This window comes from Polyangium mundeleinium (assembly GCF_028369105.1).
Lineage (GTDB): Bacteria > Myxococcota_A > Polyangia > Polyangiales > Polyangiaceae > Polyangium > Polyangium mundeleinium.
Map to the genome: position 1 here is coordinate 7,660,495 of NZ_JAQNDO010000001.1, position 15,297 is coordinate 7,675,791.

12 protein-coding genes and 1 pseudogene are annotated in these 15,297 nt (G+C 67.8%); 9 read left to right on the forward strand and 4 right to left on the reverse strand.

The features are described 5' to 3' along the window. Positions 1–35: 35 nt before the first annotated feature. From POL67_RS30455 to POL67_RS30470, 4 genes are all read left to right on the forward strand, one after another. A complete protein-coding gene (locus tag POL67_RS30455; protein WP_271923473.1) occupies positions 36–356 on the forward strand; it encodes a hypothetical protein in 321 nt (106 codons plus the stop codon). Positions 357–540: 184 nt separating this feature from the next. Further along, positions 541–1,113, forward strand: coding sequence for a hypothetical protein (locus tag POL67_RS30460; protein ID WP_271923475.1), 573 nt, complete (start codon positions 541–543; stop codon positions 1,111–1,113). 198 nt (positions 1,114–1,311) lie between these two features. Beyond that, the gene (locus POL67_RS30465; RefSeq protein ID WP_271923478.1) at positions 1,312–1,629 is read left to right on the forward strand and encodes a GNAT family N-acetyltransferase; all 318 of its coding nucleotides are present in this window, start codon (positions 1,312–1,314) and stop codon (positions 1,627–1,629) included. A 309-nt stretch (positions 1,630–1,938) separates the two neighbouring features. Further along, positions 1,939–2,478 carry an RNA polymerase sigma factor gene (locus POL67_RS30470; protein WP_271923480.1) on the forward strand — a complete coding sequence of 180 codons (540 nt, stop codon included), beginning with the start codon at positions 1,939–1,941 and terminating at the stop codon, positions 2,476–2,478. 13 nt (positions 2,479–2,491) lie between these two features. Here POL67_RS30470 and POL67_RS30475 read toward each other — a convergent pair whose 3' ends face one another. After that, positions 2,492–2,935: a hypothetical protein gene (locus tag POL67_RS30475; protein ID WP_271923482.1), complete on the reverse strand. Its 444-nt coding sequence runs from the start codon at positions 2,933–2,935 to the stop codon at positions 2,492–2,494. Positions 2,936–3,228: 293 nt separating this feature from the next. Here POL67_RS30475 and POL67_RS30480 point away from each other — a divergent pair, with 293 nt between their 5' ends. The 4 genes and pseudogenes from POL67_RS30480 to POL67_RS30495 all read left to right on the forward strand — a co-directional run bounded on the left by POL67_RS30480 (position 3,229) and on the right by POL67_RS30495 (position 10,961). Continuing rightward, the gene (locus POL67_RS30480) at positions 3,229–4,671 is read left to right on the forward strand and encodes a ferritin-like domain-containing protein (RefSeq protein ID WP_271923484.1); all 1,443 of its coding nucleotides are present in this window, start codon (positions 3,229–3,231) and stop codon (positions 4,669–4,671) included. Continuing rightward, entirely contained in the window at positions 4,626–5,666 is a 1,041-nt protein-coding gene (locus POL67_RS30485) for an FG-GAP repeat protein (RefSeq protein WP_271923486.1), read from the forward strand. Before POL67_RS30480 ends, POL67_RS30485 begins: the two co-directional genes overlap by 46 nt. Positions 5,667–6,036: 370 nt before the next feature. Further along, positions 6,037–9,675 (forward strand): annotated as a pseudogene (locus POL67_RS54460) (ATP-binding protein); the annotation flags it as partial. A 497-nt stretch (positions 9,676–10,172) separates the two neighbouring features. Then, positions 10,173–10,961: an STAS domain-containing protein gene (locus POL67_RS30495; RefSeq protein WP_271923488.1), complete on the forward strand. Its 789-nt coding sequence runs from the start codon at positions 10,173–10,175 to the stop codon at positions 10,959–10,961. A gap of 328 nt (positions 10,962–11,289) precedes the next feature. Here POL67_RS30495 and POL67_RS30500 read toward each other — a convergent pair whose 3' ends face one another. The 3 genes from POL67_RS30500 to POL67_RS30510 all read right to left on the reverse strand — a co-directional run bounded on the left by POL67_RS30500 (position 11,290) and on the right by POL67_RS30510 (position 13,115). Then, positions 11,290–11,757: a hypothetical protein gene (locus POL67_RS30500; RefSeq protein ID WP_271923490.1), complete on the reverse strand. Its 468-nt coding sequence runs from the start codon at positions 11,755–11,757 to the stop codon at positions 11,290–11,292. A 234-nt stretch (positions 11,758–11,991) separates the two neighbouring features. After that, positions 11,992–12,162 carry a hypothetical protein gene (locus tag POL67_RS30505; RefSeq protein WP_271923492.1) on the reverse strand — a complete coding sequence of 57 codons (171 nt, stop codon included), beginning with the start codon at positions 12,160–12,162 and terminating at the stop codon, positions 11,992–11,994. Positions 12,163–12,314: 152 nt separating this feature from the next. Beyond that, positions 12,315–13,115 (reverse strand): hypothetical protein, encoded by an 801-nt coding sequence (locus tag POL67_RS30510; RefSeq protein ID WP_271923494.1) that lies wholly within the window; start codon positions 13,113–13,115, stop codon positions 12,315–12,317. A gap of 413 nt (positions 13,116–13,528) precedes the next feature. On the opposite strand from POL67_RS30510, the gene POL67_RS30515 reads away from it, so the two are divergent. Further along, positions 13,529–15,220, forward strand: coding sequence for a PQQ-binding-like beta-propeller repeat protein (locus tag POL67_RS30515; protein WP_271923496.1), 1,692 nt, complete (start codon positions 13,529–13,531; stop codon positions 15,218–15,220). Positions 15,221–15,297 lie beyond the last annotated feature (77 nt).

Sequence of the window (15,297 nt, forward strand, 5' to 3'; positions counted from 1 at the left end):
AGCAAGCCAACGCCATTCCACCCGGCGCGAAAAAGATGCCGGAGCGTCCGCCTACGAGCCCGCGGGCCTCGCCGCCTCCACCCGAGGGCGTGCTCTCGAACGAGCCGCTTTTGCCGTCGACGTCCACGTTGCCGAAGCGGGACGAGGTGCATCCGCCGAAGTGCGTCGACGCGCAATGCACGATGGTGGATCGGGGCGGGGCGCTGCCGAAGCTTCAGCATCGGCAAGGGCGACCGCTCGTGAGCGCGGTCCCGTGCGAGCAAACGAAGGACGGGTGCCAAGGCAAAGGGAACGGCAAGGGAAAGCCGAAGACGCGGCTCGAAGAAAACGCTTGGGCGCAGCGGCCCGCCGCCTGAACCGTCGCTACCGGAGATCCGGCGGCGACTGATTCAAAGGCTTGCTGCGCCCCTGAGATGCGCGCGGTGCGGAGCGACGGTGCGGGCGCTCGTGCCGATATGAAGGTGTGGGTGATGATGGCAGAGTCGTGCTAGTATTGCGCGTGAGTTGCTCCAACTGTGACGGCTTCGAGGCACCCACGGCATGACCATTGGCGAACATTCGGATCTGTCCACTTTGATGCGGCTCCAGGGAGCTCCCGCGGGTCGTATGCGGCTCGAAACCGGCTTCTCGGCTTGCTTCAGCGAGGGTGGCAGCGCGATCGATCTCGTCTGGTCGGAGCACGAGGCCCGAGTTGACGTCATCCGAGGGGGGCGCTCGATCGTCGAGCCTCTCAGCCACCAGACGGCCAGAAAGTGGGCATATGAAGTATGCGAAGCGCTGCTCAGGCCCGAACATGAACTCGGGGGAAGCTCTACGACCAAGCACTTCGGCACGTTGACGTGGGAGGGCAGCGATCCGCAGGGCGGGTTCTCCGGACGCGCCGCTTGGGAGACTCGCGATCCCGATCCCGAGATGATCGCTCTTATCGCCGGTAAGAAACCCCAGCTTGCCGAGCGCGCTCGGCAGGCGTACGCGATCGCCTTCGCGATGGAGGAGCTCTTTGCTCGCATGAGCGACACCGTGGGAGCAAATTCTTGTAGGGCGGCCCAACCCGCGGCTGCACCCGACGGGGCGCCCAGCCTCCCTCCGGTCGGCAGGGCGCGCCGCGGGTGACCCGCATGTTAGCCGGACAGGAACGAGGCACGACCGTGGGCCAAGGGAATCAGAGCGCGGCAACGCACCCAGCGCTTGCTGTTTCGATTCGTAGAGCAGCGCCGAACGATGTCGACGTCCTATTCAAGCTTCTGCGTACCTGCGTCGAGAACATGCGAAGCCGTGGTATCGATCAGTGGGACGAGATGTACCCAGACCTTGTCACGATCGAACTCGAATCAGGATCCGGAATACAGTGAGGTTGCGTGGCAATTTGCCGCAGGTCGCGTGGCCGTCATTCATCGGCTCATGATACAGCCAGCGATGGAAGGAAAGGGGATCGCACGCGTGTTCATGCGATTCGCGGAGCAGCGGGCGCTGTCGTCGGAATATCGCAGCATCCGGTTAGACGCGTTCACCGGAAATCCGAGGGCGCTGCGCCTGTACGAGCGGCTCGGCTACCGGGATGCCGGCAGCGTTCGCTTTCGGAAAGGCGAGTTCCGCTGCTTCGAGAAGGACCTTGGCACAGCCGGCTAACAAGCCGCTGGTGCCGATGGGCACGGAGCGCCCACGGCACAGCTTGGTCGTTGGGCAGACAAGCGCGCTTCCCCCCTGCGCAATGCGCACGACCGTCGATTCGGTTCACCATCGGAACACGGGAACTCCGGCGCGTCGTCGCCACGAACGAACCGTCTTCCGCGGGACGTCTTATCGAGGCTAGCAGCCTGTGGACTTATCTGCTGCGCGCCCCGAATCGTCGGTCGACATCGCTCGAAATCCTTCAGGATTCCTCGCTCCGTCGCCCTAGCTTCGGGGCGCTCGCGACGATAATTCCACAGGCTGCTAATGGTCACGATAGTCGTCCATCCGCCGCCGGCAAACTTCTCGGCGTCGCACGCCTTGCTCGGCCGTCTTTACCTGGAACACCGCGCTTTTCTGCGTCGCCTTCTTCTCAGCCAGTCCGTTCCTCCGCGCGACGTGGAGGATGTTCTGCAAGAGGTCTTCATCACCGTATGGCGCCGCCTCTCGTGCCTGGTCACGCCGGAGCAGGCTCGCCCGTGGCTTGCGGTGATCGGCCTCTACCATGCGCGCAATCACCGCAAGCTCGCGCGTTGCGCGCGTGAGGTTCTCGCTGGGTTCGCGGAGGATCTTCCCGAGCAGGAGGACGGGACGTCGCCGGAGACGGTTCTGCACGCGATGTACGGCGTGTTCCGACTGAAGCGATTTCTGGAGAAGATGAGGCCGCGCATCCGGGAAGCGGTGATTCCGTACCTGGAGGGGTGGTCGGTCCCGGAAATCGCGGCGACGCTCGGAATCAAGGTAAAGGCCGTCTACAGTCGCCTGCGTCTCGCGCGGGAGCGGTTGGAGATGCTCTCGTTCGCGTGAGGACCGCTCCCGCTCAAAGCAGCGCGAGGATCTTCGCGGACAGGACGAACGAAACGGCCGGGTCCGCCGTGGCGAAGTTACCGACGTAAATCCAGATCGATCCGCCGGCGGGGACCGTGGGCGCGTGGCTCCCGGTGAGGCACGATTCATGGGCCGCGCTGCCTCCGGTGCAGGAGACCTCGGCGCCGGTGAGGCAGGCTTTGCGCTCGGCTTCCGTGACCGGCGGCGCCGTGTAGGCCGCGACGAGCGGCAGATCCAAGGGTTGGTCGAGCGCGGGATCGACACCCATCTCGACCCGCGCGCCCTGACCGTTCGGATTGAACACCTCCACGTAGGCATAATGGGAGTACGTGAAGAACGGCGAGCCCGAGATCTGGCACGGCGGGCCCGAACTCGCCACCAATCGCAGGATCGTCTCATCGCTCTCGGTAAACGTGCCTTCGACGGTGGTGCCCACCCCGGAGCCATCTTGTCGTCGTACCGCGGGAAATCCAACCAGAAGCGTCGCTCCCGCCTCCGCTTCCGCCCGCGCCTCCATTCCCGTTTCCGACGCCCCCCGCGGCGGCGGACGAGGGGACGGCGAGCACGGAAACCACGGATGAAGGAGCGTATTGGCCATGCGTGGTCTCATCACGCGGGATAACGCCGGGGAACAGGCAAAACCACGAACGAGCACGCCCGCGGCATGCGTGTTGCCATGGATTCGGTCGAGCCGTTCGCCGTGTGCACGCGCGGGCTCGGGAGATCCTCATGGCCCATCGATTCCTGCGTGATTGCAACCCGGATCCCAATGAATCCGTGGAATCATGGCTCGCGCGCATCTTCGAGCGCGCCCAGCGCGTCGCCCTCGTGACCGGGCTCCTCGCCCAGGGCTGCACGACCGAGCCCACGCAGGCGCTCGCGGAGCCCGCGGATACGGACGCCGTCGATGAGACGGGAAGCGCGCAGGTGGCCCGCGGAGTGCCTTGCGCGCCCGGCACGTACCTCCCCATCTCGGCGAAAGGCCTCTCGCCCGCGCGGCGCTTCGATTCCCTCGCCATCCGCACCCTCAGCGGCTTCCCGCCCAACGAGGAGGGCCCGGAACGCTGGACGCGCTCCGACTTCACCGTCGTCAGCGAGGTGGGCACCGCCTGCACGACGGCCACGACCCGCGAATGCCACCAGAAGATCCGCATGCACCCGGAGCCTTTCCGGGCGACGAGCTGCTTGCAGCTCTGCAGCGAGACGTCGGTCGTGACCACGGCGGGCGACGAGGTGCGACGCTGGGTCGGCGTCCCGGAAATCCGCGCGCTCCTCGGCCCGATCGACACGCCCGACGAGGCGCTGCTGCTCGTGGAGGCCATGGGATACGACCTCACCTGCGCCGATGCCGAGCGCACCACCGTGCGCGCGGCGCCGGACGGCTTCCTCGTGACGGCCACGAAGATCACGAGGGACTGCGCGCCGATCATCACCACGCGATACACGCTGCGCATCTGGCGCAGCGGCGAGGTCCAGGAGGTCCGCACCGAGGAGATCGGGCGTGACTCGGCGTGCATCGGGCGTGTCCCGGCCGGGCTCACGAGCGCGCCCACGGACGAGGGGCGTTCTCTGCTCGGAGACTTCCTCGCGCGCGCCGCGCACCTGGAGGCGGCGAGCGTGGTCGCCTTCGAGCGGCTCGCGGCGGAGCTCTCCGCGCTCGGCGCGCCGGCGTCGCTCGTGGACGAGGCGCGGAGGGCGGCCGAGGACGAGGTCCGGCACGCGGACGTGGTCTCGGCCCTCGCGCGGGCGCGCGGCGGCGGCGCGCCCGTCCCGCCGTGCGTGGAGGAGCTGCCGCTCCGCGCGCTCTTCGCGCTCGCCCTGGAGAACGCGGTGGAGGGCTGCGTGCGCGAGACGTTCGGGGCGCTCGTGGGGGCCCATCAGGCGCGGCGCGCGGCGGATGCCGAGCTCGCGGCGGCGATGCGGGACATCGCGGCCGACGAGGCGCGGCACGCGACCCTGTCGTGGAAGGTCCACGTCTGGGCGATGGAGCGGCTCGGGCCGGAGGAGCGGGCGCATGTCCAGCAGGCGCAGGCCGACGCGCTTTCGCACCTCGCGGCGTCGACGACGCGCGCCCCGGCCCCCGAGGTGGCCCGCGCGGCGGGTTTGCCGGGGCCTGCCGAGGCGGCATGCCTGCTCGATGTGCTTTGGCAGGGCATCCTGGCGGAGGCGTAGGCGGGAGGCTTCGGGATAAGTTCGGGACCGCGTTGTCCTTGTCGGGCGACACGCTGCTCATCGGGGCGGCCCGGGCCGACATCGGCGCGAACCTGGACCAAGGTGCGGCGTACGTGTTCGTGCGTAGCGGAGGCGTCTGGACCGAGCAGGCGAAGCTCGTCGCGAATGACGGAGCCGGAAGCGACGCCTTCGGCGGGTCGGTGGCGTTGTCGGGGGAGACGGTGCTCGTCGGGGCGACAGGAGCCAGCGTCGGGGGGCAGGAGAAGCAAGGTGCGGCGTACGTGTTCGTGCGCAGCGGCTCTGTGTGGACCCAGGACGCGAAGCTCGTGGCCAGCGACGGGGCACCGTTCGACGCCTTTGGCGGTGCGGTGTCGCTGTCGGGGGACACGCTGCTCATCGGGGCCACCGGGCGCGACATCAACGGGATGCAGAGCCTGGGGACGGCGTACCTCTTCGCCCGTGACGGGGTGACGTGGACCGAGAAATCGAAGCTCGTGGCCAGCGACGGGGCACAACTCGATAACTTCGGCGTGGCGGTGGCGCTGTCGGGCGACACGGCGCTCGTGACGGCGTTCTCGGACGACATCGGCATGAACAACAACCAGGGCTCGGCCTACACGTTCGTGCTCCGGAAATCGAACGGCGAGGCGTGCGCGACCGCCGACGAATGCGCGAGCGGGTTCTGCACGGAAGGCGTTTGTTGCGCAGACGCGGCGTGCAGCGGCGCCGGTGGCAATGGCGGTTCCGGTGGCAATGGCGGCGCAGGCGGTTCCGGTGGCAATGGCGGCGCAGGCGGTTCAGGTGGCAATGGCGGCGCAGGTGGCGCAGGTGGCTCGGAGACCGGCGGCGAGGGCGGCTCCGGCGGCAACGCGCCCAGCGACGACGGCGGCTGCGGCTGCCGCGTGGGCTCGTCCACCCCGAGCAGCGCGCAAGCCTCGCTCGGCCTCCTTGCGCTCGGCTTGCTCGCCCTGCGGCGCCGCACCTCGAAGCGCTAACGCGCCGAACCGTTCGGCGCTCTGCGAGATCGCGAAGCGAGAGGCGGCAGGCGGAATCTGTCGGGGTTTCCGTCCGAACGCGGCCAAGTGCCCGTAACCGCTCGACCCGAAGGGCACGCCCGCTCCCGCTCCCGCTCCCGCTTCCGCTCCCGCTTCCGCTCCCGCTTCCGCCTCCCATTGCTTCACCAGCGCTCCTCGGCCGCACGCGCCGACGCTGCGGGGCACGTAGCCCAGCATACGCCTTGAATGGCGCAACGACTTCAACGCCCCATCCTGCAAAGTTTGGTAGGCTCGTTGTTTCGCTCGAGCGGAGGGCATCGCCCCCACCTGCCCGAGACGCTTCCTCGGTCACTCTTCGGTGGTCTTCTTGATGCTCGACATTGCAGGGTATACAGCGTTCGAACGCGTCGAAGTAACGCCGTTCGCGAAGACATTTCGCGCGCGGCGGGTGCATGACGGCCTGCCCGTCGTGTTCCAAAGCCTGTCCATCGGACGCGCCCGGAGCGCCGAGATCGCGCGATTCAAACACGAGTACGCGCAACTCGCGCAGCTCAGCTCGCAAAGCCTCGTCTCCGTCCTCGGCGTAGAGGCGCGTGAAGACAGCCTCATCGTCATACGCGAACACTTCCCAGGCCACACCCTCACCCACACCCTCGCCGCGCGCCCAGGCAACAAGCTCCCCGTCTCCGAGGCCCTCGCCATCGCCACCGCGATCGCCGAAGCCCTCGCCGCCCTGCACGGACGCGGCATCACCCACCGCGATGTCCGCCCCCAGAACATCCTCGTCGGCGATGCAGGCGCGCTCAAGCTCACCGGCTTCGGCGTCGACGCCGAGGTCACGCGCGCACACGAGCGACTCTACGCGTACGAGGTCCTCCACGACGTCCTGCCCTACACCGCGCCCGAGCAAACCGGCCGCATGAACCGCAGCGTCGACCACCGCGCCGACCTCTACGCCCTCGGCATCATCCTCTACGAAGCCCTCACCGGTCGTCGCCCCTTCGAAGCCCGCGAGCCCATGGAGCTCATCCACGCGCACCTCGCCCTTCAGGCCAAACCCCCCGCGCACATCGACAGCTCGGTGCCCGAGCCCCTCTCGCGTCTCATCCTCAAGCTGCTCGAGAAAAACGCCGAAGACCGCTACCAAAGCGCCGAAGGCCTGCTCGCCGACCTGCGCCGCTGTAGCCACGAGCTCAAGACCCTCGGCACGATCTCCCTTTTCACGCCTGCCGAGCACGACCACGAAGGCGGGCTGCGAATCCACCAGAAGCTCTACGGTCGCGAGCGCGACATCGACGCGCTCACCTCGACCTTCACACGCTCGCTCGGCGGCGAACGCTCCATCGTCCTCGTCTCCGGTTACTCGGGCATCGGCAAATCCTCGCTCGTGCACGAGATCCTCAAGCCACTCGCCCGCGCGAAGGGCTACTACACGAGCGGCAAATTCGATCAGTTCAACCGCGACACCCCCTACAGCGCCATCATCCAGGCCTTCGACGGCCTCGTGCGGCAGATCCTCACGGAGAGCACCGAGCGGATCCAAGCCTGGCAGCGCGCATGGCTCGAGGCGCTCGGACAAAACGGCCAGGTCATCTGCGACGTCCTGCCCTCGATGGCACACGTGCTCGGCCCGCAGCCAGTCGTGCCCGGGCTCGGACCCGTCGAGGCGCAAAACCGCCTGAGCCGATGCTTCGCGCAGTTCGTCTCGGTCGTCGCGCGCAAGGCCCACCCGCTCGTGTTTTTCCTCGACGACTTGCAGTGGATCGACCTCGCGAGCCTCGACCTCCTGCGCGCCCTGCTCGCCGACGACTCCCTCGAGTCGTTCTTCTTCTGCGGCGCCTACCGCGACAACGAAGTCTCCCCCGCCCACCCGTTCATCGCGGCGCTCGAAGAGGACAAACGCGCAGGCCTCTCCGTCTGCGACATCGTCCTCGGCCCGCTCGAGCGTCGTCACATCGTCGACTTGCTCAGCGACAGCCTGCGGCGCTCGGACACCGGCCCGCTCGCCGACGCCATCCTCCAAAAGACCGCCGGCAACCCCTTCTTCGTCCGCCGCTTCTTGCACTCGCTCGGCGACCACGGCGTGCTCACCTTCAAGCCCGGGACGGGGTTTTCCTGGGACCTCAAACGACTCGACGAGCTCGCCTACAGCGAAAACGTCGTCGATCTGATGGTGCGCACCATCGCCCGCCTGCCGCAAACCACGCAGGAAGCCCTCCGCCTCGCCGCCGCCATCGGGAGCGAGTTCGACCTCGGCGTGCTCGCCACCGTGCTCGAATGTACGCCCGAACAGGCCTACGGCCGCCTCGAGCCCGCCGCCGCTGAAGGGCTCATCATCCCGGGCCGCAACGGCTACCGCTTCGCTCACGACAAGGTCCAGGAAGGCGCGTACGCGATGATCCCGGTCGCAGGCCGGCCTGCGTTCCACCTGCGCATCGGCAGGCTGCTCGCCGAGAGCACGCCCTTGTCCGAGAGCCGCAACCTCTTCGACGTGGTCGGCCACCTGAACAGCGCGCTCGAGCTCATCGACGATCCACACGAACGCGAGACGCTCGCCCGAATGAACCTCGTCGCCGCCACGCGAGCCGAAGAATCCGCCGCGTTTGGCGCCGCGCGCAGCTTCCTCGAACTCGGCCTGCAATGCCTCCCCGAAGATGCCTGGACGTCGAAGCATCAACTCCGCCTCGCCTACGCGAGGAAGCTCGGCGTCACGCTGTCCTTGCTCGGCCATCACGATGACGCGCTCGCCGCGCTCGGAGAGGCCCTCGAGCGCGCCACGACGAGGCTCGCTCGAACCGAGATCCTGCGGCTCAAGATGAAAGCGCAGGTGCTCAAGAACGACCTGCCGGCGGCGCTCGCCGAGGGGCTCGTGGTGATGCACTCCTTCGGCCTCGACCTGCCCGCGTTCCCGGACGAAGCGACGCTCGAGGAGCAGATGCGCGTGACACTCGACCTCGTCGTCGAGCGCTCGCCCGAAGCGCTCCTCGACCTGCCGCCGCTCGAGGACCCCGAGATCGCCGCGCTGCTCCAGGTCCTGGAGGAGCTGTTCGCGCCGACGTACTTCCTCGCGACAAACAACTTCAGCATCAGCATCGCCAAGATCCTCGAGCTGTCCTACCGTCACGGGTTGTCGCGAAGCACGACCTACGGCTGTATCAATTTCGGCATGCTCTTGTGCGTCCGCGGGCATATCAAGCTTGGCTACGAGCTTGGCCGCATTGCTGTCAGGCTCGGCGAGAAGCTCGGCGACAAGAAGAACGAAGCGATGATCCGCAACATGTGGGGTGGCTTCGTCCAGTACTGGGGAGACGGCTACAGCGCTTGCTGGGACACGTTGATCAGGGGCAAGGACGCGGGCCTGGAGACAGGCCAGTACATCTGGTCGTTCTACAACACGGTCAACGCCGTCACGAACAGCTTCATGCGCGGTTTGCCCATCGAGGACATCATCGCCGAGGCGAAGAGCTACCAGCCGATCCGCAAGCTCGACCGCTTCGACGCGATCACCTGGATGGCCGGCGCGGCCGGACAGATCGCCTACAACCTCTCGGTCGAGACAGACGACCCCTGCCGCCTTGTCGGGCCCCTCGTGGACATCGAGGAGGTCATCGCCGCGTGTCGCCGGATCAAGAACGAAAGCGCGTTCTTCTTCGCGCAGCTCTACATCGTCTTTTTGCTCGTCTTCCAGGGCGCCTTCGAGGAGGCGGCGCGCGTCGTGCTCGCGTCGAACCCCGAGCTCGTCAGCATCGCGGTCTGGCACGGCACGCCTGTTTTCCGCGCCTACGCGGCCCTCGCGCTCGCGCGCGCCTCGACGAGCGCCGCGCCTGAAGAGCGCGCGGTCATGCTCTCGCGCGCCGCGGCCTACGCGGAGAAGCTCGATGCTTGGGCGGAGATCTGTCCGGAAAACTTCGCCCCCCGCGCGGCCTTGGTTCGCGCCGAGCTCGCCCGCGCCCGCGGCGAAGACAGGTTCGTGACGGCGGAGCTCTACGACACTGCGATCTCGCTCGCGCATCGCGGCGGCTACATCCATGACGAGGCGCTCGCGAACGAGCTGTGCGCGAGGCACTGGATGGACGCCGGGAAAACGACGCTCGCGCGCGCTCACCTCAGCGAGGCGCGCCGGCTCTATGCCCGCTGGGGCGCAACCGTTGCCTCGCGCCGCCTCGCCCGCGCCTATCCCGAGCTTGTCGCGCGCGACGAGACGTTCGACGCGCCCTTGCCGAGCACGCCTGCGCCTTCGGCCGACGCCCTGGACATCGGGTCGGTGCTCAAGGCGGCGCAAGCGATCTCGGGCGAGATTGTGCTGCCCCGACTGATCGACGCCCTCTTGCGCGTGGCGCTGGAGAACGCCGGCGCGCGGCGAGGGGTCTTGCTCCTTTTGCGGGATGGCAGCCTCGTCGTCGAAGCGGAGCAGCGCGCGTTTGGCGAGGAAGACGCGCCTGCATCGACGGCGATCGAGCGAGATCTCGGCAACGCTCGGATCTGCCTGCGACCGTGCTCGCGTACGTGGCGCGCACGCGTGAGAGCGTGCTCCTGGAGGATCGCGCGCAGGATGGCCCCTTTGGGCTCGACCCTTACCTCGTGGACGCGCCTCCGCGCTCGGCGCTGGCTGCGCCCATCATCGGCAAAGGTCGGCTTTCGGGCGTGATTTATCTGGAGAATGACCTCGCGCGGGGAGCATTCACGCCTGCGCGGGTCGAGGTGGTGGGGCTCATCTGCACGCAGGCTGCGATCGCGATCGAGAATGCACGGTTGTATGGGGAGCTGGAGCGGCAGGTGGAGGAGCGGACGGCGGAGCTACGGCACGCGAATGAGGCGCTCGTTCGTTTGAGTCGCGCCGAGCAGGAGCGCAGGGAGCAGGAGGCTCTCGACCAGCGCGCGGTCATCAGCCAGCAGGAGGAGGTGATCCATGCGCTGTCGGCGCCGATCATCGAGGTCTGGTACGGGGTTATCGCGGTCCCGCTGGTGGGGGTGCTCGACGCGCGGCGGGGCGAGGAGATCATGGAGCGGGTGCTGCATCGGATTGGCTCCGCTTCGTGCCGCCAGGTGATCCTTGATTTGACGGGGGTGGAGAGCGTCGATTCCGAGACGGGCGAGCGCATCATGCGGATCGTCGGCGCGACGCGGCTGCTCGGGGCGAGCGTGGTGATCACGGGGATTCGCGCGGCCGTTGCGCAGACGATGGTGGCGTTCGACGCGGGCCTGAAGGAGCTGACGACGCGGGCGACGCTGCGGGACGCGCTGCGCGCGTATATGCGGTCGGAGGGTGCAGGGGGATTTTCGACGCGGAGGTGAAATGACGAACTGGCTGCGAATCGTGAAAACCTCGCCGGTCTCGCGGCTTTGAATACGGCTCACCACGCCTTCGTCGTCCCGCTCGAAGGACGCCCATGGATGCTCCCGCTCCCGATGCCTCCAAGAAACCTGGCTCAGCGAGCGGGCGGCTCCACGTCCTCGAATGGGATGATGGGCTGCGTGATACGCTGGAGCACGTCATCGCCACCTTGCACCGGTCGGCGCGGCGGTAAGGCGCAAGGCGGGCCGTCCTTCGGTGGGCGGCCCGCTGCACGCGGAAGCGGGAGCGCAAACGGAAGCGCCCGCGCCCCCCGCTCCGCGCATGCCTTCAGGTCGTCTGCGCCTTCTTCCGCGGCCCGGTGGCCATGAAGTCCACCACTGTCTGCAGTTCGGCGGCCAGATCGGGCATTCGTTCCCCCATGGACGACAGCACGCCGTAATACGCGAGGAACGCCTCCCACGCCTCTGACCCCGCCTGCGTGCCCGTGTCCTCGGCGAGCTGCAGTGCGACGCGCAGTTCCTCCTCGATCGGCAGGAGTTGCTTCGTGAGGACGAGGTCGTTCTCGAGCCCTGCGAGCGGGATGGCTTTCAGCGAGACGTTGTACTTCTTCGCCAGCTCGATCACCCGCTGGATGTGTGGCTCCGCGCCTCTGCGCTGCCGCAGCGTGCGCTTGCGTTCGTCCACGGTGAGCGTGATCCCGTGCGCCCTGAGCTTCTCAACGATCGCCTTCAATTGCGCGAGCAACTGGATGTGCTGCTCGGGCGTCAAGAGCGCGTCGCCGACTTTGTTGTCCATGCGTGGTTCCTCGCTTTCAGGGGCAGGTTACTCATCCCTGCTTGGCATTGCGAGCCAGTTGTGGTGGGCATCGCTCGCCCCGGGTTGGCCAAGGATCGACCAGCGCGGGGCGAAGGATCGGCCACCGCGGGGCGAAGGATCGGCCACCGCGCGGCGAAGGATCGGCCACCGCGCGGCGAAAGCTCGGCCAGCGCGCGGCGAAGGATCGGCCATCACGCGGCGAAGGATCGGCCATCACGCGGCGAAGGATCGGCCATCACGCGGCGAAGGATCGGCCAGCGCGGGGCGAAGGATCGGCCCGCCATCCGAAATCCCTTGCACGGCTCCATCCTGGCCATGCACAAGGATCGACCGGAAGAACGCATGCCCGCTCACCGCCGCGGGGATGGCTCGGGGCGCGTTCATGCCGAGGGCCATGCTTCGTCGCGTCTTCGCCTGGTGCTTGCCGCTTGATGGTGGATCGGGGCGGGGACTCCCTCCACTGCGGGATCCTCGCCTGGGGCCTCATGCGCGTGGACGCGTGGTGGGTCCGAGCATATGTGACGACTGCGGGGCGTCTATTGGCACGTCCCGTTCGTGCACTGGCCGCTGCAGCAATTGCCGGGGATGGAGCACGCAGCGCCGGCAGGGAGGCAGCATTTTCCGGCCTGGCACACGAGGCCGTCCGAGGCGCAGCAATCGCTCTGGGCGTCACAAGCGATACCTGCCGTCCCGCAGCAAGCGCCGGCCTCGCAACGATGATATGAGCAACATTGCCCAGAGCCGCTGCACGAGGTGCCTGCCGGCTTGCAGCAACTCTCCACCACGCATGCCAGGCCATCGACCTGGCAGCATTGGGAGCTCTGGAAACAGAACGACTGGGGTCCCCCGCACTTCGCGCATTTGCCCTGAAGGCAGATGTTCGAGCAACACTGGGATGCGAGCGTGCAATCCTCGTTGTCTTGCGCGCAGTTGGTTTTGCAAACCTGCGCGTAGCAGAAGGAGCCCACACAGCAGCCGGGCCCGCATGCCTCGCCGACGTCGTTGCAATCCGTGCAGATCTGGTTGGCGCAGGTGCCGCTGCAGCATTCGTTGAACGCCTGGCAAGGCTGGCCGCCCGGCTTGCAGCTACCTCCGCCGCCTCCCGACCCGGAGCTCGAGCTCGACCCGCCCCCGACGCTGCTCGATTGGCCCCCCTGCCCGCCGCTCCCGCCAGACCCGGGACCCGCGCTCGACATGCTGGACGCGTTGCCCCACGGCTCTTCTCCACCCCCGCCTTCCCCAGGATCGCCGCCGGTACCGCTGCTGGAGCACGAGGCCATCGCACCCCCGATGATCAGGCCCGACAAGAGAACACCTGCAAACCATCGTTGTTTCATGACACCTCGACATACATGCGCTTGATGCAAGCACACACAGTGCTGCCTATCACGTCTTCGGTGGAAACCCAAGCTTCGAGCCGGGATCAACCCTTCGTCCCGCCATCGCAGGCCAGCTCATCCTGCGACTCGGCCGCGATCTCGAACGAACGCAGCCGCGCCGCGTGATCGTACACGCGTAATGAAGCGGCAGCGGAAGCAGCAGCGGAAGCGGAAGCAGCAGCGATGGCGTGCGATGGCCCATCCTTCGCCCCCCACGCCCCTGAACCCCCGCGGCGCCCCTCCCGCCCTGGCCACCATTCCAACCGACCTGCACGCAGCCAGCCACAACACAAGTCGGAACAATGCTCTCCTTCAGATCCACATCGTTTGCCATTTCATGGCCCCACGCATTCGATCTATTCTGAGCTTCCATGATACCCTCTCGTCTTGCTGCGCTCTCGCTCCTCCTCGGCGTTGTTGCGGCGTACGGCTGCGGGAAGGAGGAATCGGCGACCGAGACCTCCCAGGGCAACGGCGGCGGGGGTGGCGTCGGAGGCGCGAGCGGGAGCGGCGACCAAGGCGGCCAGGGCGGGAGCGGCGACCAAGGCGGGAGCGATGGCCAAGGCGGCGGCGCGGCGTCCTGCGAGCCGAACGTGACCGAGCCTTGTTATGGCGGCCCCGCGGGCACGGAGGGCGTGGGGGTTTGCAAGGGCGGCACGCGCACGTGCAACCCCCAGGGGACAGGCTTCGGGCTCTGCGAGGGCGAGGTCCTGCCCTCGCAGGAGGACTGCACCACGTCCGAGGACGAGGACTGTGACGGCGCGACCCCAACGTGCGGGAGCGACAACCTCTGGAGCCGCAGGTTCGGGACGGGCGAAGGCCTCGGGCTCATCACCGGCAGCGGCGGGCACCCGATCTTCGTGGGCCGTTTTCCCGGCACCTTGAGCTTCGGTGGCAACACGTTCACGAGCTCGGGCGGCTACGACGGGTTCATCGCCAAGCTCGACGGCGCCTCGGGGGAGCACATCTGGAGCCGCAGGCTCGGCGGCGCCGAGGATCAGGCCGTGTGGAGCGTCGCCGAGGACCCGCAAGGCAACATCGTCGTGATCGGCGAGTTCCTCGGGCAGATGAGCGTCGGCGGCGGCAACACGCTCCAGAGCGAGGGCGGCTACGACGTCTTCGTCGCCAAGTACGACGGCACCGACGGCGATCACCTCTGGAGCCGGCGTTTCGGCAACAGCGAGGACCAGGTCGCGCGCGGCGTCGCCGTCACGAAGACCGGCGAGATCCTCGTCACGGGGAGCTTCTCCGGCGGCGTCGATTTCGGCACCGGGCTGCTCGAGAGCGAGGGGAGCTTCGATGTCTTCGTGCTGACGCTCGATAGCAGCGGCAAACCCGTGCGCGCCCAGCGTTATGGCGACGGCGAGGAGCAAAACGGCCGCGCGATCGCGGTCGACGCGGGCGGCAATGCCGTGATCACCGGGGATTTCCGCGGGAGCATGACCTTCGGCGAGACGAAGCTCACGAGCGCGGGCGGCTTCGATCTGTTCGTCGCCAAGCTCGATCCGACGGGCGGCGTCAGCTACGCGCGGCGATTCGGCGACATGGATCCGCAGCGCGGCTACGCCGTGCGCATGAACGCCATGGGCAACGCGGTCGTGAGCGGGATCGTGCGCGGGACCGTGGATTTCGGCGGCAATGCGCTCACCGCGCAGAACCTCGACGTCTTCCTGCTGGAGCTCTCGCCGAGCGGCGGGCACGTGCGGAGCTTCCTCATGGGCGGCTCGAAGGCCGACAGCGCCGGCGGCGTGGCCATTGGCGCCGGGGGCCGCTACATCGTCGGGGGCGGATTCGTGAAAGACGCGAATTTCGGCGGGATCTCGCTCAACGCGCAGGGGGGCGCGTCCTCCTCCGACGCGTTCGTCGCGCGGTACGACACGTCGGGCAGCGTCATCTCAGCCACGCCCTTCGGCGACAAGGACGACCAGATCATCACCGCGATCACCACCGACGCCGCCGGCCGCATCTTCGTCACCGCGCAGACCTCGGGCGTGGTCGATTTCGGTCAGGGCCCGCTCTCGGGCGGCGCCGCGGATCTCGCCCTCGCCAAGCTCGCGCCCTGAGAGGGTGTTCCGCAGGCTGCTGCGCGGCTCGACGCGTCGGTCGGCCTCGCTCGACGTACAGTGTACGCCTCGCTCGG